At 68.0% G+C, this 17,912-nt stretch carries 16 protein-coding genes and 2 riboswitches; of the genes, 10 read left to right on the forward strand and 6 right to left on the reverse strand.

Annotated features, from left to right (window positions below; all coding sequences use genetic code 11):
• Positions 1-366: 366 nt before the first annotated feature.
• Positions 367-1,461: a S8 family peptidase gene (locus tag AB4Y79_RS11730; protein WP_441861810.1), complete on the reverse strand. Its 1,095-nt coding sequence runs from the start codon at positions 1,459-1,461 to the stop codon at positions 367-369.
• Between the two features lie 274 nt (positions 1,462-1,735).
• Positions 1,736-1,850: riboswitch (SAM riboswitch) on the forward strand.
• 43 nt (positions 1,851-1,893) lie between these two features.
• On the opposite strand from AB4Y79_RS11730, the gene AB4Y79_RS11735 reads away from it, so the two are divergent.
• The 3 genes from AB4Y79_RS11735 (at position 1,894) to AB4Y79_RS11745 (ending at position 5,830) form a co-directional block, all read left to right on the forward strand.
• Positions 1,894-3,219 carry a bifunctional o-acetylhomoserine/o-acetylserine sulfhydrylase gene (locus AB4Y79_RS11735; RefSeq protein ID WP_441861812.1) on the forward strand — a complete coding sequence of 442 codons (1,326 nt, stop codon included), beginning with the start codon at positions 1,894-1,896 and terminating at the stop codon, positions 3,217-3,219.
• Positions 3,220-3,318: 99 nt separating this feature from the next.
• Positions 3,319-3,434: riboswitch (SAM riboswitch) on the forward strand.
• A 12-nt stretch (positions 3,435-3,446) separates the two neighbouring features.
• A complete protein-coding gene (gene metX / locus AB4Y79_RS11740) occupies positions 3,447-4,562 on the forward strand; it encodes a homoserine O-acetyltransferase MetX (RefSeq protein ID WP_441861815.1) in 1,116 nt (371 codons plus the stop codon).
• Between the two features lie 122 nt (positions 4,563-4,684).
• On the forward strand, positions 4,685-5,830 hold the full coding sequence (locus AB4Y79_RS11745) for an alcohol dehydrogenase catalytic domain-containing protein (RefSeq protein ID WP_441861816.1): 1,146 nt from the start codon (positions 4,685-4,687) through the stop codon (positions 5,828-5,830).
• A 20-nt stretch (positions 5,831-5,850) separates the two neighbouring features.
• Here AB4Y79_RS11745 and AB4Y79_RS11750 read toward each other — a convergent pair whose 3' ends face one another.
• Together AB4Y79_RS11750 and AB4Y79_RS11755 are read right to left on the reverse strand one after the other, a co-directional pair.
• Positions 5,851-6,408 carry a hypothetical protein gene (locus AB4Y79_RS11750; protein ID WP_441861819.1) on the reverse strand — a complete coding sequence of 186 codons (558 nt, stop codon included), beginning with the start codon at positions 6,406-6,408 and terminating at the stop codon, positions 5,851-5,853.
• Between the two features lie 49 nt (positions 6,409-6,457).
• The gene (locus tag AB4Y79_RS11755) at positions 6,458-7,327 is read right to left on the reverse strand and encodes an SGNH/GDSL hydrolase family protein (RefSeq protein WP_441861821.1); all 870 of its coding nucleotides are present in this window, start codon (positions 7,325-7,327) and stop codon (positions 6,458-6,460) included.
• A gap of 77 nt (positions 7,328-7,404) precedes the next feature.
• Here AB4Y79_RS11755 and AB4Y79_RS11760 point away from each other — a divergent pair, with 77 nt between their 5' ends.
• Positions 7,405-8,055, forward strand: coding sequence for an alpha/beta hydrolase (locus AB4Y79_RS11760; RefSeq protein ID WP_441861823.1), 651 nt, complete (start codon positions 7,405-7,407; stop codon positions 8,053-8,055).
• 30 nt (positions 8,056-8,085) lie between these two features.
• On the opposite strand, the gene AB4Y79_RS11765 is transcribed toward AB4Y79_RS11760, so the two are convergent.
• On the reverse strand, positions 8,086-8,319 hold the full coding sequence (locus AB4Y79_RS11765; protein ID WP_441861826.1) for an RNA-binding S4 domain-containing protein: 234 nt from the start codon (positions 8,317-8,319) through the stop codon (positions 8,086-8,088).
• A gap of 32 nt (positions 8,320-8,351) precedes the next feature.
• Here AB4Y79_RS11765 and AB4Y79_RS11770 point away from each other — a divergent pair, with 32 nt between their 5' ends.
• The 3 genes from AB4Y79_RS11770 (at position 8,352) to AB4Y79_RS11780 (ending at position 11,894) form a co-directional block, all read left to right on the forward strand.
• Positions 8,352-9,347, forward strand: a complete 996-nt coding sequence (locus tag AB4Y79_RS11770) for a DMT family transporter (RefSeq protein ID WP_441861828.1) — start codon at positions 8,352-8,354, stop codon at positions 9,345-9,347.
• 127 nt (positions 9,348-9,474) lie between these two features.
• Entirely contained in the window at positions 9,475-10,860 is a 1,386-nt protein-coding gene (locus AB4Y79_RS11775) for a glycine--tRNA ligase (RefSeq protein WP_441861831.1), read from the forward strand.
• Positions 10,861-10,862: 2 nt separating this feature from the next.
• Positions 10,863-11,894, forward strand: coding sequence for a GNAT family N-acetyltransferase (locus AB4Y79_RS11780; RefSeq protein WP_441861833.1), 1,032 nt, complete (start codon positions 10,863-10,865; stop codon positions 11,892-11,894).
• Positions 11,895-11,950: 56 nt separating this feature from the next.
• Here AB4Y79_RS11780 and AB4Y79_RS11785 read toward each other — a convergent pair whose 3' ends face one another.
• Together AB4Y79_RS11785 and AB4Y79_RS11790 are read right to left on the reverse strand one after the other, a co-directional pair.
• Positions 11,951-12,796, reverse strand: coding sequence for a lysophospholipid acyltransferase family protein (locus AB4Y79_RS11785; protein ID WP_441861835.1), 846 nt, complete (start codon positions 12,794-12,796; stop codon positions 11,951-11,953).
• An 11-nt stretch (positions 12,797-12,807) separates the two neighbouring features.
• Complete coding sequence (locus AB4Y79_RS11790; protein ID WP_441861837.1) at positions 12,808-13,590, reverse strand: alpha/beta hydrolase; 783 nt, start codon at positions 13,588-13,590, stop codon at positions 12,808-12,810.
• A 139-nt stretch (positions 13,591-13,729) separates the two neighbouring features.
• On the opposite strand from AB4Y79_RS11790, the gene AB4Y79_RS11795 reads away from it, so the two are divergent.
• From AB4Y79_RS11795 to AB4Y79_RS11805, 3 genes are all read left to right on the forward strand, one after another.
• Positions 13,730-15,169 (forward strand): YibE/F family protein, encoded by a 1,440-nt coding sequence (locus tag AB4Y79_RS11795; RefSeq protein ID WP_441861839.1) that lies wholly within the window; start codon positions 13,730-13,732, stop codon positions 15,167-15,169.
• Positions 15,170-15,280: 111 nt separating this feature from the next.
• Positions 15,281-16,459 carry a tRNA dihydrouridine synthase DusB gene (gene dusB, locus AB4Y79_RS11800; protein WP_441861842.1) on the forward strand — a complete coding sequence of 393 codons (1,179 nt, stop codon included), beginning with the start codon at positions 15,281-15,283 and terminating at the stop codon, positions 16,457-16,459.
• The gene (locus tag AB4Y79_RS11805) at positions 16,443-17,783 is read left to right on the forward strand and encodes a deoxyguanosinetriphosphate triphosphohydrolase (protein WP_441861844.1); all 1,341 of its coding nucleotides are present in this window, start codon (positions 16,443-16,445) and stop codon (positions 17,781-17,783) included. The genes dusB and AB4Y79_RS11805 overlap by 17 nt, the downstream gene beginning before the upstream one ends.
• The last annotated feature ends 129 nt before the right edge of the window (positions 17,784-17,912 follow it).

Here is a 17,912-nt window from a genome sequence, read left to right on the forward strand (position 1 = left end):
TTGGGGGTGGTTTGGTCGGTGCTGAAGTTGAGGTTGGAGGTTCCTGGGGTGGGGGTGCCGCCGGCGTGGACGGTGATGTTGCCGAAGCTGGTGGGTGCGGTGACGGTGACGTTGACGGCGACGGCGGATACTCCGGTGGTGGGGATGCCCCGCGGCCGGTGACGGGGACGCGGATGGTGGCTCCGGGTGCGACCGGACCGCTGATGCCGCCTGTGCCGTTGCGGGTGTCCAGTTGCCGGAACGGGGCCTGGGACGAAAAGGCCCCCGGCTGCCGTGGATTCGTCGGTACGTGGAGCAGCTTGTTTGGCGTGCCGGCGCCAGTACCTGTGATCGTTCCGGGAACGGCCGTTGAAAGGACCGCATCCGTTACCTGGTCAGGCGTAAACAGCGGTGCTGGGAAAGAATGAGGGCTGCGGCGCCGGCGACGTGGGGCGCGGCCATGGATGTTCCGCTCAGGGATGCGGTGGCCGTCGACGACGTATTCCAGGTGGAGGTGATGCCTACCCCCGGGGCGTAAAGATCCACGCACTGGCCGAAGTTGGAGAAGGATGCCTGCCGGTCCGACGAGTCGCTGGCCGCCACAGTCATGGCGGACGGGGCGCGGGCAGGCGAGGCGGTGCAGGCATCTGCGGCTGAATTCCCTGCTGCGACGATGACAGGGATACCGTCGTTGATGACGTTTTGGACTGCCGTGTCAAGGAGGCTGCTGCCCGGTCCGCCCAGGCTCATATTGACCACAGCCGGTGTGCCGGGCGCGTGGTCACCGGCAATCCAGTCCAGTCCGGCAATGATGTCGGAGTAGTAGCCCGTGCCGTCGCAAGCCAAGGCCCTCACCGGAACGATGGTGGCGGACTTTGCCACCCCGTTGACGGTTCCCGCGATGATCCCGGAGACGTGGGTCCCATGTCCGTTGCAGTCACTTGTCCCTCCGCCGTCGGACAGCGCTGTCCAGCCCGCTGCAACCCGGCCGCCGAAGTCCACGTTCGAGGCAAGGACCCCGGTGTCGACGACGTATGCGCGGACGCCAAGGCCGGAACTGTCGTGCGTGTAGGAACCGGACAATGGCAACGCCTGCTGGTCGAGCCGGTCGAGTCCCCAAGGAGCCGGCTTTTCGGTGTCTGAAATCGTCGATACCGCGTCTGCCTCCACCGCCGTGGCCCTGCCCGAACGGAGCAGTGCGGTCGCTTGCGCCGCCGTGGCCTTGATCGCCGCCCCTCGGAGCGCCGTCGAAAACGTGTGGTTGACCCCAATGCCCTGCGCACGCAAATCCCGTGCCTCAGCTGTCACGTCGGTCCCCGCCGGGAACTGGACGAGGTAGCGGCCATTCGCGCTTTCAGGAGCGGCAGAGGGCGACGCCGGTGCCGCAGCCAGCGCCGATGCCTGCGCCGGGGCACCGCTTGAGCAGAGGACGACGACGGACAACAGTGCGGCGCCAAGGGCCAGGCGTAGAGGCTGGGACAACGGAATCGTGTTCCAATTGTGGTTGGTCCGGGGAAGAGACCGGATGATGCTTTCCGGCTTCCAAGGTATCTGAGCCACGGAGGCTGGCGGCCGAACCTCGGGCGATCCTGCGCATTACTTGTGGAACCTTGGAAAACCTCCGCATGACACTTCCATTCGCCCCGGATCCAGCCCGTGTACCGAAGGCCGCGCGGCCCGCGGGTCGCCAACAACGGAAGACCATGTTCGTCACAATGCTGTCCCCGGCCGGAGCGATGTTCCTACACTGGGCGCAGGTCATGAGTACCAGCGACAAGCCCCGGCTCGCTGGCCGGCAACCCTCCATCCGCGGTGGGGTGCCCCGGGTGAGGACCAGGCTGTCCGGCAAGAGCCGGAAGCAAGCGCGGCCCGTAGTGCTCCCAGCATGCCGGGCCCATGTCATAGGAGACTGAGATGTCCAACGGATGGTCCTTCGAAACCCGCCAGATCCATGCAGGCCAGGAGCCTGACAGTGCCACCGGAGCCCGCGCACTGCCCATCTACCAGACCACGTCCTTCGTGTTCCCGAGCGCCGAGAGCGCAGCCAACCGTTTTGCCCTGGCTGAACTGGCGCCGATCTACACCCGCATTGGCAACCCCACCCAGGATGCTGTGGAGCAGCGGATCGCCAGCCTCGAAGGTGGCCTCGCCGCTTTGCTGCTGAGCTCCGGCCAAGCCGCGGAGACCTTCGCGGTCCTGAATATCGCAGAGGCCGGGGACCACATCGTGGCCAGCCCCAGCCTGTACGGCGGCACGTACAACCTGTTCGCCCACACCCTGAAGAAGTTCGGCATTTCGGTCACCTTCGTGGACGATCCGGACAACCTGGACCAGTGGCGCGGGGCTGTGCAGCCCAACACCAAGCTGTTCTTTGGCGAGGTGGTTTCCAACCCGCGCCAGGACGTCCTGGATATCGAAGGCATTTCCGAGGTGGCACACCAGGCAGGCGTTCCCCTGATCGTGGACAACACCCTTTCCACTCCCTACCTGATCCGGCCGCTGGAATGGGGTGCGGACATCGTGATCCACTCCGCCACCAAGTACCTGGGCGGCCACGGCTCAGCCATCGCCGGCGTCATTGTCGACTCCGGCAAGTTCGACTTCGGCAAAGAGCCCGAGCGGTTCCCCGGCTTCAATACCCCGGACCCCACCTACAACGGCCTGGTCTACGCCCGCGACCTCGGCGCCAATGGTGCACTGGGTGCCAACCTTTCCTACATCCTCAAAGCCCGTGTCCAGCTGCTGCGCGACCTCGGCTCGGCGGTCTCCCCGTTCAACGCCTTCCTGATTTCGCAAGGCCTGGAAACGTTGAGCCTGCGGGTGGAACGGCATGTTTCCAACGCCACGGAAGTGGCGCGTTGGCTGGAGGCAAGGGACGACGTCGAATCGGTCGCCTACGCGGGGCTTCCGTCCAGCCCCTGGTATGAGCGTGGCCGCACGTACGGCCCCAAGGGGACCGGCGCCGTCGTCGCCTTCAACCTGGCCGGTGGCGCGGAGGCGGGCAAGCGCTTCGTCGACGCCCTTGAACTGCACTCCCACGTGGCCAACATCGGTGACGTGCGCTCCCTTGTCATCCACCCGGCGTCGACCACCCACAGCCAGCTCTCGCCCGAGCAGCAGGTGGTGGCCGGGGTCAATCCCGGGCTGGTCAGGTTGTCGGTCGGCCTGGAGCACATCGACGACATCCTGGCTGACCTTGAAGCCGGTTTCCGCGCGGCCAAGGGCGCCGCTGACGCCTGATTGGCAGCACGCGGCGGCACGGGCGGCCGGCAACGCCGGGAAGTCACAACCAGTCACACTCTTGGCCTGGGGTGGGGGGTGTTTCGTACACTCGAACCAGGTCATGAGTGCCAGTGACAGCCCCGGCTTGCTGGCCGGCAACCCTCCTTCCGCGGTGGGGTGCCCCGGGTGAAGACCTGGCCTGCCGGTCAAATGACGGCAGGCAAGCGCGTAGAAGAGGTCTTGCCATGACGGTTACCGTCGCCCGAACCACCATTCCCGAACACGGAGTTGTCCGCTACGCCTCCATTGGAGGACTCGAGCTGGAGGGCGGCGGCTACCTGCCGGATGTCACCTTGGCTTACGAAACCTGGGGCACGCTGAATGCGGACGGCAGCAACGCCATCCTGATCGAGCATGCCCTGACCGGCAGCACCCACGTGACTCGCGGCGACACGGACGAAGAGGGCTGGTGGGAACAGTTGGCCGGTCCCGGCGCTCCCGTGGATACCGACCGTTTCTTCGTGGTGTCCATCAACATCGTGGGCGGTTGCTACGGATCCACGGGCCCGTCCTCGCCAGCCCCGGACGGAGCGCCGTGGGGGTCGCGGTTCCCGCTGGTCACGCTGCGGGACAGCACTGTTGCGGAGGCCCGGCTGGCGGATCAGCTGGGCATCGGGAGCTGGTACGCCGTCCTTGGCGGTTCCATGGGCGGCGCCCGCGCCCTTGAGTGGGCCGTGACCTACCCCGACCGCGTGCAGCGCTGCGCCGTCATCTCCGTCGGGGCTGCCAGCACGGCCGAACAGATCGCTTTCGCCCAGGCCCAGACCCTGGCCATCCGCCAGGACCCGAATTTCAACGGCGGCGACTACTACGGCGGCCCGTGCCCGGAAGACGGACTGGCCCTGGCCCGGCGCATCGCCCACATCACATACCGGTCCGCCGCGGAACTGGAAGGGCGGTTCGGCCGGGAACCCCAGGCGCCGGAGTCGCCCCTGCGCGGCGGATTACTGGCAAACCGCGGCCGCTACCAGGTGGAAAGCTACCTGGATCACCAAGGCAGCAAGCTCGTCCGACGCTTCGACGCAAACAGCTACATCGCCCTCACCGAGGCGCTGATGAGCCACGACATCTGCCGGGGACGGGGGCCACTGGCCGAAACGCTGGCATCCTCCACCGCCCGGTTCTTCGTCGCCGCCGTGGACTCCGACAGGCTCTATTTCCCGTCCCAGTCCCGCGAATTGGCGCAGGCGCTGCCCGGCGAGGTCGACGTACATATGATCCAGGCACCAATAGGCCACGATGGCTTCCTGACCGAGATCGGGCAGCTGGGACACCAGCTCCGGACCGCGTTCCTGGTCTAGCAGCGCTCGCCGCATCCCGGCTGCGGGCGGCGGCGCCACCATTCGGTACCCACCACGGGGCTGCCGACGCGGCGGTGCCGCAGTGCAGGCGCCCCGGACGCGAAGTACGGCATGATCGTGCCATGAAAGCCGCCGTCCTTTACTCCACCGTTCCCGCTGTTCCCGCCCCCGGAAGTGCACCGGGGAAGCGCCGCTACGCCGACGCCAAGCCCCTGGTGGTGCAGGAACTGGACCAGCCGCAGCCGCGCGCCGGGGAGCTTGGGGTTGCCATCACGTACTCCAGCCTGTGCCATTCGGACCTGTCCGTGGTGGACGGCTCCCGGGTCCGGCCGCTTCCGATGGCCCTGGGCCACGAGGCCGTGGGGCGGGTGGTATCCGTGGGCGGCGGCGTGGCGGACGTGTCTGTCGGAGACCACGTTGTGCTGGTCTTCGTGCCCAGCTGCGGCCACTGCCGGGCCTGTCGGTCCGAAAGGCCCGCGCTCTGCCACCGCGCAGCGGAGACCAACAGTTCCGGTGACCTGCTGCACGGGCCGGCCCTGCTGCGCACGCCCGCGGGGGAGCGCATCAACCATCACCTGGGCGTCTCGGCCTTTGCCGATTATGCGGTGGTTGCGCGGGAATCGGTGGTGGTAATTGACGACGACGTCCCGGACACAGTTGCGGCGATGTTTGGTTGCGCCGTGCTCACCGGAATGGGGGCTGTGCTTAATACCGCGGGCGTCAATCCCGGACAGTCCGTGGCAGTCTTCGGCCTCGGAGCAGTGGGCTTGTCCGCAGTCATGGCGGGCCGGCTCGCCGGGGCAGCCGGCGTGATCGCCATCGATCCGAATCCGGGCAAGCACCAGTTGGCCCTGGATGCCGGCGCCACAGCGGTGGGAACACCCGCGGACGCGGCCCGGCTGGTTGAAGAGGCCGCCGGGGACGGTGTGGACGTTGCCGTTGAGGCGGTCGGCTCGACCGGCGTGATCGCCACGTGCCTGGAACTGGTGACGCGGGGCGGTGCGGTTGTCTCGGTGGGCCTGCCGCATCCGTCCGCCGAACTGACGGTTCCCGCGCTGCAGTTCGCAGGGGCGGGCAAGCGACTCCTGGGCTCCTACATGGGTGACGCAGTGCCCGGCCGCGACATCCCGAAATACCTTGGCTACTGGCGCGAAGGCAGGCTTCCGGTCGGACTGCTGCATACCGACACCCGGCCGCTGACCGAAATCAACGAGGGACTGGATGCGCTGGCATCCGGGCAGGTGGTCAGGCGGCTCTTCCGTGCCTGAGGCTGGGCGGAGCCCGGCTCTCAGCCGTTCATGATCTCGCCGCGGCGCTTCATGTAGTCCTCCATGGACAGTTCGCCGTTGCTGTACTGCTGGTCCAGTTCTGCGAGCTTCCGGGCACGGAATCCCTGGGGCGCTCCCGGCGGGGGAGTGGCCGGACCCGACGGCGGGCCGGCCGGCGGCTGGCCGGGACCCTGCGGCTGGCCAAAGCCTTGCTGCTGGCCGGGGAACTGCTGGAAGGGCGGTTCCTGCGGAGCGCCGTACCGGGGGTCCGGCATGGGCGGCTGCCCATACTGGTAGGGCAGTGGCTGGGAATCATCGGCAGGCCGGGGCTGGCGGAAACCGCCGGACAAGTAGTCCTGCTGGGTATAGCCGTCGCGGGGCTGGTTGCTCTGCGGCCCTGCGGACCCGGGAAACTGGCCCGGGTACTGCCCGGGCCCCGGGAAGCCGCCGGGCCCGTACTGCCCGGGCCCCGGCAAGCCTTGGTCCCGGTCCCGCCGCGCCATGGATCGCCGGTACATCCGCATGGCCATGGGGACAACGAAGGACAGGATGATGATCCACAAAAACAAGCTGCTCACGGTGCCGCGCCTCTCGAAGGTTGTCCTTCCAGCCTAACCCCGGGCGGTGCTACCGGCGGCTGGGCTCCGAGGTTCCCAGCGGACCTTCACCGGATCCCAACGGAACGCCCGGGCCGAAGGCGGGACCCGGCGTCGGCCGTTTTGCCGTGATGCCGTCACCGGAGGACTGGTGCCGCAGCCGGCGCAGTACCCAGGGCACGAAATATTCGCGCGCCCACACCAGGTCCCCGGTCCTTGCCTCGCGCCAGGTCCGCGGCGGCAGCGCCTTGGGCTGGAGCGGTTCCAGCGAGTGCTCCACGTTCAGCGAGTCCAGCACCATGGCCGCGATGGTGTGGTGGCCCAGGGGTGAGAAATGCAGCCTGTCCTGGTCCCACATTTGTGGATCGCTCAGCTGCCGGAGGGACCACATGTCAGCAATGACGGCGTCGTGCCGGGCCGCGACGGTCCGCAGGTTCTCGTTGTAGATGGCCACCTTGCTCCGGATCCTGCCCAGGACCGAGGAACCGGTGTCCGGCCCGTTGAACAGGACCACGGTGGCGCCGCCCATGGACAGGATCTGGACCACGGAATCGAGTTTCTCGGCCAGTGCGTCGGGGTCCCCGCCCGGACGGATCAGGTCGTTGCCGCCGGCGGACAGGGTGACCAGGTCCGGCTTCAGCGCCAGGGCCGGAGCCAGTTGCTGGTCCACGATCTGCTGCAGGAGCCGGCCGCGGACGGCCAGGTTGGCGTAGGCGAAGTCCGGCTTGGTGCGGCCCAGTTCTTCGGCCACCCTGTCGGCCCAGCCGCGGTGGCCGCCGGGGCTTGCGGGCTCGGGGTCGCCGATGCCCTCGGTAAAGGAATCGCCCATCGCCACGTACCGGTTCCAGGGGTGGGAACCGGGGTGCGCGGACGGGGTCTGGATGGCACTTGCGTCAGTCACTGTCCTATCCTGCCTTCCGCTTCACTGGCTACGCCAACGTAGGTTGTTACTTTCCGGTAACTGTAAGAATGGAAACCATGACTGACGCCGAAGTATTTCCCGCTCCCGTTGTCCTGTGGTCCCATCCCGAAGACCAGCGTGCCGGCAAGCCGCTGCTGGTGCTGCTGCACGGCTACGGTGCGAACGAGCAGGACCTGTTCAGCCTGGCCGATATGCTTCCCGGGGACTTCGCGGTGGCATCCGTCCGGGCGCCGATCGCCATGGGACCCGGCTTCACCTGGTTCCCCCTCACGGCCTCCATCGACTACTCCCTGGACCGGGTCAAGGCGGCTTCGGCGTACGTCCTGGAATGGATCGACACCATCAGGGAAGGCCACCCCTCCGTCTCACTGCTGGGCTTCTCCATGGGCATGGCCATGGCCACCACCCTCCTGCGCCAGCGCCCCACGGACTTCGCAGCCGTCGTCGGACTCTCAGGCTTCGTGGTGGACGCCGCCGGCGACCCCGCCTTCAGGGACGCCGAACTGGACGGAAACGTCCCCATGTTCTGGGGCCGGGACCAGCAGGACCCGGTGATCACCGAGGACAAGATCGAGTTCACCATGGGCTGGGTGCGCAAGCACGTCAAGCTCACCAAGGTGCTCTACACCGGCATGTGGCACGGCATCAACCAGCAGGAGATCGGGCACGTGGGGGAGTTCCTCACCCATGAGGTGCTGAACAAGTAGAAGTACGACGGCGGGCGGCCGGCTGCGTGGCTAGTCCGCCTTTGGCGCCACCACTCGGACGGTCTGGCCGTTGACGGTGACGGTGTCGCCATTGTGCAGCTGGCGTCCGCGGCGGTCGTCGATTTCGCCGTTGACCTTGACCAGCCCGTTCTTGATGAGCTCCGTTGCCTCCACACCGTCCTCCACCAGGTTGGCAAGCTTCAACAGCTGGCCCAGCCGGATCATGCTGTCGCGGATGGGGACGTCGTCAATGGGGTTGCTCATACAGCAATAATGCCTGAACTAAGGTGGATTCAATGACCTCCCGTCCCCGCCTGCCGGTGCTCGCAGGCCTGCCGCTGGCCGTAGGTTCCGGCCTTGCCATCCCCGTCCAGGGGCGCATCAACGGGGCCCTCGGCGCCCGCCTCAACGACGGAATCGCCGCAGCCGTGGTGAGTTTCAGCACAGGCCTGCTGCTGATGATCCTGATCTCGCTGGTCCTGCCGCGCGGCCGTGCCGGTCTGGCCAGCATCCTCCCGGCCGTCCGTACCCGCGCTTTTCCGCGCATCTATGTGCTGGCCGGAGCCATCGGCGCGCTGTTCGTCTTCGCCCAGTCCTTCACCGTCGGCCTCCTCGGGGTGGCCCTCTTTACCGTCGCCACCGTCACGGGGCAGACCGTGAGCGGGCTGCTTGTGGACCGGTTGGGGATCGGCCCGGCCGGGAAGAAATCCGTCACGGGAATCCGCATCATCGGTTGCGTCCTGACCATCGCCGCCGTCGCCTGGGCAGTGTCGCCACGGTTCAGCGGAGCAGGGGCCGGCGGCGATGCCGGGCCGGGCGCGTTGCTCGTTCCGCTGCTGCTGCCGGTGGCGGCAGGGTTCCTCATGAGCTTCCAGCAGGCCATGAACGGCACCGCCACGGTCCACTACGGCACCCCCATCGCGGCAACGCTGGTCAACTTCGTGGCCGGCACAATCGTGCTGTGGGCAGCGTTCGCCGTGAAGCTCGCGGTGGCCGGCCCGGGCAATCCGTTGCCCGCCGACTGGTGGTATTACCTGGGCGGTCCCATGGGCTGCGTGTTTATCGGCCTGGGCGCCCTGCTGGTCCGCAGCCTCGGCGTGCTGGTCACCGGGCTTGGCATGATCGCGGGCCAACTCCTGGGATCCCTGGCACTGGACCTGGTGCTGCCCGCCCCGGGCTCCATCGTGGCCCCGGCCACCGTCTTGGGGACCCTGCTCACGCTCGGTGCCATCATCCTCGCCACGTTGCCCTGGCCGCGGGGCGCGCTCCGGGGGCGCCGGCCGGTAGGCTAGTACACGCAGCTTTCGACGCATCTTCCCCCATCCGCCCACCCGGTGCCGGCGTGCTCTGCATGCGGCAGCCGGGGTTTTAAAAACCGCGGACCGCACCCAGCGGCCCTGTAGAAATTGGAGTTACCCCATGGCAGCAAAATCCGTCCTCGACCAGGTCATTTCCCTCTCCAAGCGGAGGGGCTTCGTGTTCCAGGCCGGTGAGATCTACGGAGGCTCGCGTTCTGCCTGGGACTACGGGCCCCTGGGCGCGGAACTGAAGGAAAACATCAAACGCCAGTGGTGGCAGTCCATGGTCCGCGGCCGCGAGGACGTGGTGGGCCTTGACTCCTCCGTGATCCTGCCCCGCCAGGTATGGGAAGCCTCCGGCCACGTGGAGGTCTTCTCCGACCCCCTGGTGGAGTGCCTCTCCTGCCACAAGCGCTACCGCGCAGACCACCTTGAGGAAGAGTACGAGGAAAAGAAGGGCCGCCCGGCGGAAAACGGCCTGAAGGACATCGTCTGCGCCAACTGCGGCACCCGCGGCCAGTGGACCGAGCCGCAGGAGTTCTCCGGCCTGCTCAAGACGTATCTGGGACCGGTGGCCAGTGAGGAAGGCCTGCACTACCTGCGTCCCGAAACCGCCCAGGGCATCTTCGTGAACTTCAACAACGTCCTCACCACGTCGCGGAAGAAGCCGCCGTTCGGCATCGGCCAGATCGGCAAGTCGTTCCGCAACGAGATAACCCCCGGCAACTTCATCTTCCGCACCCGCGAGTTCGAGCAGATGGAAATGGAGTTCTTCGTCGAGCCCGGCACGGACGAGCAGTGGCACGAGTACTGGATGAACGAGCGCATGGCCTGGTACACGGGCCTGGGCATCCGCGAGGAGAACCTGCGCTTCTTTGAGCACCCCAAGGAGAAGCTCAGCCACTACTCCAAGGGCACCACGGACATCGAGTACCGCTTCGGTTTCCAGGGCTCGGAGTGGGGCGAGCTGGAAGGCATCGCCAACCGGACCGACTTTGACCTCTCCACCCACGCGAAGGCCTCCGGCACGGACCTGAGCTACTTCAACCAAGCCACCAATGAGCGCTACACCCCGTACGTGATCGAGCCCGCGGCCGGCCTGACCCGCTCCTTCATGGCGTTCCTGGTGGACGCCTACACCGAGGACGAGGCCCCCAACGCCAAGGGCGGCGTGGACATCCGCACCGTGCTGAAGCTGGACCCGCGCCTGGCCCCGGTCAAGGCCGCGGTGCTGCCGCTGAGCCGCAACGAGGACCTGTCCCCGAAGGCCAAGGACCTCGGCGCCCAGCTGCGCAAGAACTGGAACATCGATTTCGACGACGCCGGCGCAATCGGCCGCCGCTACCGCCGCCAGGATGAGATCGGCACCCCGTTCTGCATCACCGTGGACTTCGACACCCTCGAGGACCAGGCCGTCACCATCCGCGAGCGGGACACCATGAGCCAGGAACGTGTTTCCCTGGACAAGGTGGAGGGTTACCTGGCGGCTCGGCTGATCGGCGCCTGAGCATGGCCATCGAATACCGCCCATGGCGCGACGGCGATGACCTGGCGCTCCTGGAAATCTGGGGTGACCCGGACACCGGCGAGGCCCGCCAGTTCCGCGGCGCCCTCACCCTGTCCTCCAACGGCCGGGACGGCACGCCGTGGCGCCGCTGCATCGTGGCCGAGGACGTCATTGACGGCGTCGGCATCCCGGTGGCGGCCGGCGTCGTCTACGAGGCATCCCTGCACCCGGAACGCCTCTGGACCTACATCGAGGTGGCCCGGGACCACCGCCGCGCCGGCATCGGGGCCAGCCTCCTGACCATGCTGCGCCGCGAGGCCGAAAACGCGCCGTCGGGCGTCACCAAGCTGCGCGCCAAGGTGGAGCCCGGCACCGCCGGCGCCGCTTTCGCCGAAGCGTTCGGGCTGGAACCCATCCAGCGTTCGCGCCTGGTGGTCGTGGAGCCGGGCGCCCTCCGGCTGCCCGTGTTCCCGGCCAAGGACGGCGACGGTGCGGCCGGCGGCGAGGACGCCGGTTCCGACGTCGTGATGGACCTGGCCACCGGCTCCGTGGAGCTGACCGATGTGGTGGGCCGCTACTACACCTCCATTCACGGCTGGGACTCACCAGGGGTCCTGTCCGTGGGGCAGGTGCAGAAGCTGTTCCTGGACGAGCTCACCGGCGCCCACGGCGCCATTGTGCTGCGGGCCGAGCCGGATTCGGCCTTCGGAGCCGGAGTGGCGCCAAGCAAGAGGGGCCGCATCCGGGCTTTCGCCGTCAGTTACGCGGCCCCGGCCGACCCCGATGCTGCGCCGGGGTCCGAGGCCGCGGGGCCGGAGACGCCGACGGACGTTTTCGTGGGGCATGAGCCGGCATTGTCCGCCGGAGACGCTGCCGAGGCCGTGCGGGACATGCTCGCCCTCATCGCGTACCAGCACCCGGTGATGCTGGAACTGGACGACTCCATGACCGCCCTGCGCGCCGCCGTCGAACCCCTCCTGGAGTCCGGCAAGGCCCGCCTCGCGGCGGCGGAAACCCTGGTGGTCTCCGACTAATTAAGGGTGTGCCGCCCATCCGGCAGCCAAGACAGCGCCAGGTGTCGTCGTGACCATCACGGCGAGACCTGGCGCTTACCTGGTTGGCGGGAACGACGACGGCGGCCCGCGGCGGCGTCCGCGGCGTCCAGGAGTTGCCGCTCGGCGTCCGAGGGAGCGCCGCCGCCCAGGTGCGCCGGCATCCACCACGTCCCGGGTTCCGGCCGAAGCGGAAAGCTTGCGGTGCACCGATCGATCCCGGCCTGGAGCGTGCGGCGCAGCCACTCCGTGGCTTCCTCAACGTCAACGTCACGCGGAAAGACGATGGGCTCTCCCACTTCCAGACGGACCGGCGCCCGCCAGCTGCGGCGAGGCGAGAATCCGTGGCCGCGGGTCAACACCCGGTGCGCGCCCCAGACCGAAACCGGAATGACCGGGACTCCGGCCTCAGCCGCCATCCGGACGGCACCGGTCCTGCATTCGCGGACCGTGAAGCTGCGGCTCACCCCGGCCTCGGGAAAGACCGCGAGGTACTCGCCGGCCTGCAACTTGGCCACCGCGGCATCGTAGGCGTCTGAACGGTCCGTATAGCCCACCACCACATGGCCGCTGGCGCTGATGGCGGGGCCGGCCAGCCAGTGGTCCGCGGCGCCCTGATGGACCAGGAACCGCAACTTGGCACGGGTGTGCCGCCACAGGAGCAGTTCGACCACCGCAAAGTCCACGTAGCCGAAGTGCGTGACGGCGAACACGGCTCCCTTTCCGGGGGACGCCTGGCGCGAGGGGCCGGCGCCGGGTTCCTTCGCGGGCAGGTGTTCCAAGCCCGTGGCCACGATGTCCAGCCGGAAGGCCCAACGCAGGAACTGCCCGGTGCGGACGATGACCCGGTAGAAGCGGTCGTTGGGCGGGGGACGCCAAGGCATCGGGACCGCGCCTAGAGGGTGACGTGCACGGACGATTCCGGCAGCAACTGCGTGAAGGCCCTGGACGGCCGCACCGTGGCGCCCGTGCTCTCGGCGAATGACTTGATGACAAACCCGGAGGCCAGCGTCTGCCACACCCTGACCTTGCGGAGCATGAAATGCCCGACGCCCTTAAGGGACACATACTGCATGCTTGCCGCCTCCGCGGTGGCGCGGCGGGCAAACGCCAGTGACTGCTTGGGGCTGGTCATGTGGTCAGTGGTTCCGTGCACGATCAGCACTTTCCTTCCGGCCACCGGGGCCGACGGGGTTTCCGGGCTCAGCCACGGAGCAAGGGCCACCACCGCCTCCACCTGGGGGTGGTCGGCGGCGCAGACGGCGGTCAGCCCGCCCATCGAGTGGCCCAGCAGGAAGATCGGGACGCCGGGGTGGCGTTCTTCGATCTGCCGGAGCGCCCACCGTGCATCCTGCAGCGGGGTCATGTCCGGGCCGTTCCAGCCGCGGACGCTGTTGCGCAGCGACCAGACCGCCAGCCCGTGTTTCCTGCCGGCACGGTGCAGGTTACGGGCGAACGGGACCATCCTGGCCGGGCTCAGGTGCCGGGCCTCCACCGGGGCGCGGCTGTGGGCCCGCCCCCCGTGCAGGACCAGGACAACGCCCTTGGTTGCGCCGGATGCCTCAAGGATGCTCAGTGCTGGCTGGTGCAGGGAAGCCGCACGAACCTGTCCGGCCTGTTCTCCGCCGCTGTTCCCCGTCCCGCGGGTATCGGTTCCATGTGTCCCACCGTTGTCCATGCTGGTTCCTCCCCATCCGATGGTCCATTTATAAACCCTATGGCGCCGCACGTAGAGTACAAGCCATGAGGTTGTACTGCTGATGGGCGCCGGTCACTCCCACACTTCCGGGAGCCATTCGGAGCCGACGCCCCAAGCGATGGCTGCCCGCAGCAAGGCGAACCGCATCCTGGCGGCGGTCCTCATCCCGTTGGCGCTGCTCACCCTGGCCGGGATGGCCGCCCTGTGGCCCTCCGGCAGCAAGGACGGAATCACGCTCGCCAACCCGTACTCCACCGCTCCCGGCGTGACATTCGATACGGGAACCATCCAAAGCGTGGTCAACGGGAACTGCATGCAGGAGACAAACCAGCAAGGCAGCGGCCAGCAGGGAACCGGCCAGCAAACCCCACCCGGTCAGCAATCCAGCCAGCAGGGCAGCGGCCAGGATTCCGCCGGGCAGGCTCCCCGGCAGGGCTCGGACTGCACATTCGCCTTCACGGAGCCGGACAAGGGCGGCAGCCCGGTCAAGGTGGTCATCAACCCGGATGTGGCCTCCTCGCACGGGGTCAAGCCAGGGGACCAGATCCGGTACCTGAACCTCTCAAGCGCCCAGGGGGCCGCCGGGGCACAGGGCTCGCCGGCCTACATCTTCGTGGACTTCGTCCGCACCCTGCCGATTGTCCTGCTCGCCGTGCTCTACGCCGCAGTGGTCATCGCCGTCGCCCGGTGGCGCGGGCTGCGCGCCCTGATCGGACTCGTCGGTGCCTACTTCGTCCTGGCCAACTTCCTCCTCCCCGGCCTGGTGGAGGGCAAACCACCCCTGCTGCTGACCCTCGTGGGCTCCACCGTGATCATGATCGGGGTCCTCTATTTCGCCCACGGATTCTCGGCGAGGACGTCCACGGCATTGTTGGGCACCATCTTCGGTCTGGGCATCACGTCGCTCTTGGCCGCCTGGGCCACCGACGCCGCCAACCTCGCCGGCGTCGGCAGCCACGACGCCGCAACCCTGGTGAACACCTCGGCAAACATCTCCATCTCCGGCGTCATCCTGTGCGGGCTCATCATTTCCGGGCTGGGCGTCCTGAACGACGTCACCATCACCCAGTCCTCGGCCGTGTGGGAACTCTACGAACTGGCACCGGCCAGCAGCGCCCGGAAGCTGTTCACCTCCGCCATGCGGATCGGCCGCGACCACATCGCCTCCACCGTCTACACCATCGCCTTCGCCTACGCGGGGGCCGCGCTTCCCATCCTGATCATCGTGATGCTCTACGACCGGCCCCTGATGGATACGCTCACCAGTTCGGAACTGTCCGAAGAAGTCATCCGCACGCTGGTGGGCTCCATCGGCCTGGTCCTGGCCATCCCGGTCACCACCCTGATCGCCGTGCTCGTGGTCAAGGCCACAGGCATCAAGGCAGCGGAGGGCCGTGCCGGGGGCGTGCCGCACGACGACGGCCACGTCCACACCGAGGACGTGGCGGACACCGGGGCGCTCGCCGCAGCCGCGCTGGGGGAACGCAGCCGACGAGCCGGCGTCGAACCCGTGCCCGAACCCACCACCCGCCGGGGCCGGCGGGCAGAGCGCGGCTGACCGGAACCCCGGCAACCCGGCAAACCGCCCCGTGGCGCGCGGGAACCCTTCAAACCTCCCTGCGGCACGGCTGGAAACCCCCGATTTGCCCGGCTTTGCAACAATGGACAGGTGACTGTTGCAGCAACTCCTCCCGCCCCCAAGCTGGAACTCCCGCCCCTGAAGCTGGGACCCATCACCGTTGACACCCCCGTGATCCTGGCCCCCATGGCCGGCATCACCAACTCCGCCTTCCGCAGGCTCTGCCGTGAATACGGCGGCGGCATGTATGTGGCGGAGATGGTCACGTCCCGCGCGCTGGTGGAGCGGACCCCTGAATCACTGCGCATCATTTCGCACGACGACGACGAGAAGGTCCGTTCCGTCCAGCTGTACGGCGTGGATCCGGGCACGGTCGGCGCCGCCGTGCGGATGCTGGTGGAGGAAGACCGGGCGGACCACATCGACCTCAACTTCGGCTGCCCGGTCCCCAAGGTCACCCGCCGCGGCGGCGGGTCCGCCCTGCCGTGGAAGACCGACCTCTTCACCGCGATCGTGCAGACCGCCGTCAAAGAAGCCTCCAAAGGCAACATCCCGTTGACCATCAAGATGCGCAAAGGCATCGATGATGACCACCTGACGTACCTCGACGCCGGCCGCATCGCCCGCGACTCCGGCGTGGCCGCCGTCGCGCTGCACGGCCGCACGGCCGCCCAGTTCTACTCCGGCAAAGCGGACTGGTCCGCCATCGCCCGCCTCCGCGAAGCCCTGCCGGACATCCCGGTGCTGGGCAACGGCGATATCTGGTCAGCAGAGGACGCCGTCCGGATGGTCCGCGAAACCGGCGTGGATGGCGTGGTGGTGGGCCGCGGCTGCCAGGGGCGCCCGTGGCTTTTCGGGGACCTGCAGGCCGCGTTCGAAGGCAGCGACATCCGGCACCGGCCCAACCTGCGGCAGGTGGCGGAGGGCGTCTACCGGCACGCCGAACTGATGGTGGAGACCTTCGGTGACGAGGGCAAGGCGCTGCGTGAAATCCGCAAGCATGTCGCGTGGTACTTCAAGGGCTACGTGGTGGGGGGCGAACTGCGCACCCGGCTGGCCCTGGTGACCAGCCTGGAGGTGCTGCGGGACACCCTCGCGGAGCTTGACCTGGACTCGCCGTACCCCGGGGTGGATGCAGAAGGCCCGCGCGGCCGCGCCGGTTCCCCGAAACGGCCTGCCTTGCCCAAGGACTGGCTTGAGTCCCGCGCCCTGAACGAGCACCAGTCCCGGGACATCGCCGCTGCCGAACTGGATGTTTCCGGTGGCTGAGGCTCCTTTGAGCACCCCTGTCGCCGAAACACCGGCGCCCGGCACTCCCACCGCGGCCCTCGCGTTGCCCGGCTACGACCTGCACGATTCCGCCCGCTGGGTGGAGGAGCCGCCCAAGAACACGTACCGTTCCGACTTCGAGCGGGACCGCGCCCGGGTGCTGCACTCCTCGGCGCTGCGCCGGCTGGGCGCCAAGACCCAGGTGGTGGCCCCGGACACGGACGACTTCGTCCGCACCCGGCTCACGCACAGCCTGGAGGTTGCGCAGGTGGGCCGAGAGCTGGGCAGGGCCCTTGGCTGCGACCCCGATGTGGTGGACACGGCCTGCCTGAGCCACGACCTCGGCCACCCGCCGTTCGGCCACAACGGCGAATCGGCCCTGAACGAGGTGGCGCACGCGATCGGCGGGTTCGAAGGCAACGCCCAGACGCTCCGCCTGCTCACCCGGCTCGAACCGAAGGTGCTCACGGCTGACGGCCATCCGGCCGGACTGAACCTCACCCGCGCGAGCCTCGACGCGGCGTCGAAATACCCGTGGTCTGCCTTGGACGCCCCGGTGATCCACGGCCAACGGACCAGCAAGTTCGGCGCCTACGAGGACGATCTGCCCATCTTCAACTGGATCCGCGAAGGTGCCCCGGAGCGACGGTCGTGCCTGGAAGCCCAGGTAATGGACCTTGCGGACGACATCTCCTACTCGGTGCACGACGTGGAAGACGCGATCGTTGCCGGCCATTTCCAGCTGCGCTGGCTGGACAACCCGGACCACCGCGCCCGCGTAGTGGGGTACGCCAAGCAGTGGTACCTGCCGCACAACGATCCCGCCGCGATCGACGCCGCGCTGGCCCGGCTCGAGGCCACGGACGTGTGGGTGCGCGAGGCGGACGGCAGCCGCAAGTCGATGGGCGCCCTGAAGAACATGACCAGCCAGTTGATCGGCAGGTTCTGCCAGAGCGCCCTGGAAACCACCCGCGCCGTCTACGGGCCGGAAAACCTGACCCGCTACAGCGCCGAACTCATGGTGCCCGATGAAACCGTCATGGAGATCGCGGTCATGAAGGGCCTCGCCACCACGTTCGTGATGACCACCGAACACCGGCAGCCCATCTACGAACGCCAGCGCGAAGTGCTCCACGCCCTGGTCACAGCCCTCAGCGCCACGGGGGACCGGCACCTGGAACCGATGTTCGCCGCGGACTGGCGGGATGCGGCCGACGACGGGGCACGGCTCAGGGTGGTCATCGACCAGGTGGCGTCCCTCACGGACGGCTCGGCGCTGGCCATGTACGAGCGCCTGGTGGGAAGTTTGCCTTCGCTCTGGTAGCCGTGACGGCCTTGGTGGCCCCTGGGAACACGCGGACCCTGGGAACTCCCGCCCGATCAACAGCTTGCTCAAAGAGTTTCCACAGGAACGAGGGGCAAGATGGGAGAAAAGGCAGGCCGTTAAAAGCAC

The organism is Pseudarthrobacter sp. YAF2 (assembly GCF_052113345.1).
Classification (GTDB): Bacteria; Actinomycetota; Actinomycetes; order Actinomycetales; family Micrococcaceae; genus Arthrobacter.

What these genes read in the sequence shown, in the direction of transcription:
- AB4Y79_RS11775 (WP_441861831.1), top strand. Translation starts at nt 9,475, where the DNA reads ATGGCAGCAAAATCCGTCCTCGACCAGGTCATTTCCCTCTCCAAGCGG.
- AB4Y79_RS11770 (WP_441861828.1), top strand. Translation starts at nt 8,352, where the DNA reads ATGACCTCCCGTCCCCGCCTGCCGGTGCTCGCAGGCCTGCCGCTGGCC.
- AB4Y79_RS11745 (WP_441861816.1), top strand. Translation starts at nt 4,685, where the DNA reads ATGAAAGCCGCCGTCCTTTACTCCACCGTTCCCGCTGTTCCCGCCCCC.
- AB4Y79_RS11790 (WP_441861837.1), bottom strand. Translation starts at nt 13,590, where the DNA reads ATGGACAACGGTGGGACACATGGAACCGATACCCGCGGGACGGGGAAC.
- AB4Y79_RS11805 (WP_441861844.1), top strand. Translation starts at nt 16,443, where the DNA reads ATGTTTCCGGTGGCTGAGGCTCCTTTGAGCACCCCTGTCGCCGAAACA.
- AB4Y79_RS11760 (WP_441861823.1), top strand. Translation starts at nt 7,405, where the DNA reads ATGACTGACGCCGAAGTATTTCCCGCTCCCGTTGTCCTGTGGTCCCAT.
- AB4Y79_RS11765 (WP_441861826.1), bottom strand. Translation starts at nt 8,319, where the DNA reads ATGAGCAACCCCATTGACGACGTCCCCATCCGCGACAGCATGATCCGG.
- AB4Y79_RS11785 (WP_441861835.1), bottom strand. Translation starts at nt 12,796, where the DNA reads ATGCCTTGGCGTCCCCCGCCCAACGACCGCTTCTACCGGGTCATCGTC.
- AB4Y79_RS11735 (WP_441861812.1), top strand. Translation starts at nt 1,894, where the DNA reads ATGTCCAACGGATGGTCCTTCGAAACCCGCCAGATCCATGCAGGCCAG.
- AB4Y79_RS11795 (WP_441861839.1), top strand. Translation starts at nt 13,730, where the DNA reads ATGGCTGCCCGCAGCAAGGCGAACCGCATCCTGGCGGCGGTCCTCATC.
- metX (WP_441861815.1), top strand. Translation starts at nt 3,447, where the DNA reads ATGACGGTTACCGTCGCCCGAACCACCATTCCCGAACACGGAGTTGTC.
- AB4Y79_RS11780 (WP_441861833.1), top strand. Translation starts at nt 10,863, where the DNA reads ATGGCCATCGAATACCGCCCATGGCGCGACGGCGATGACCTGGCGCTC.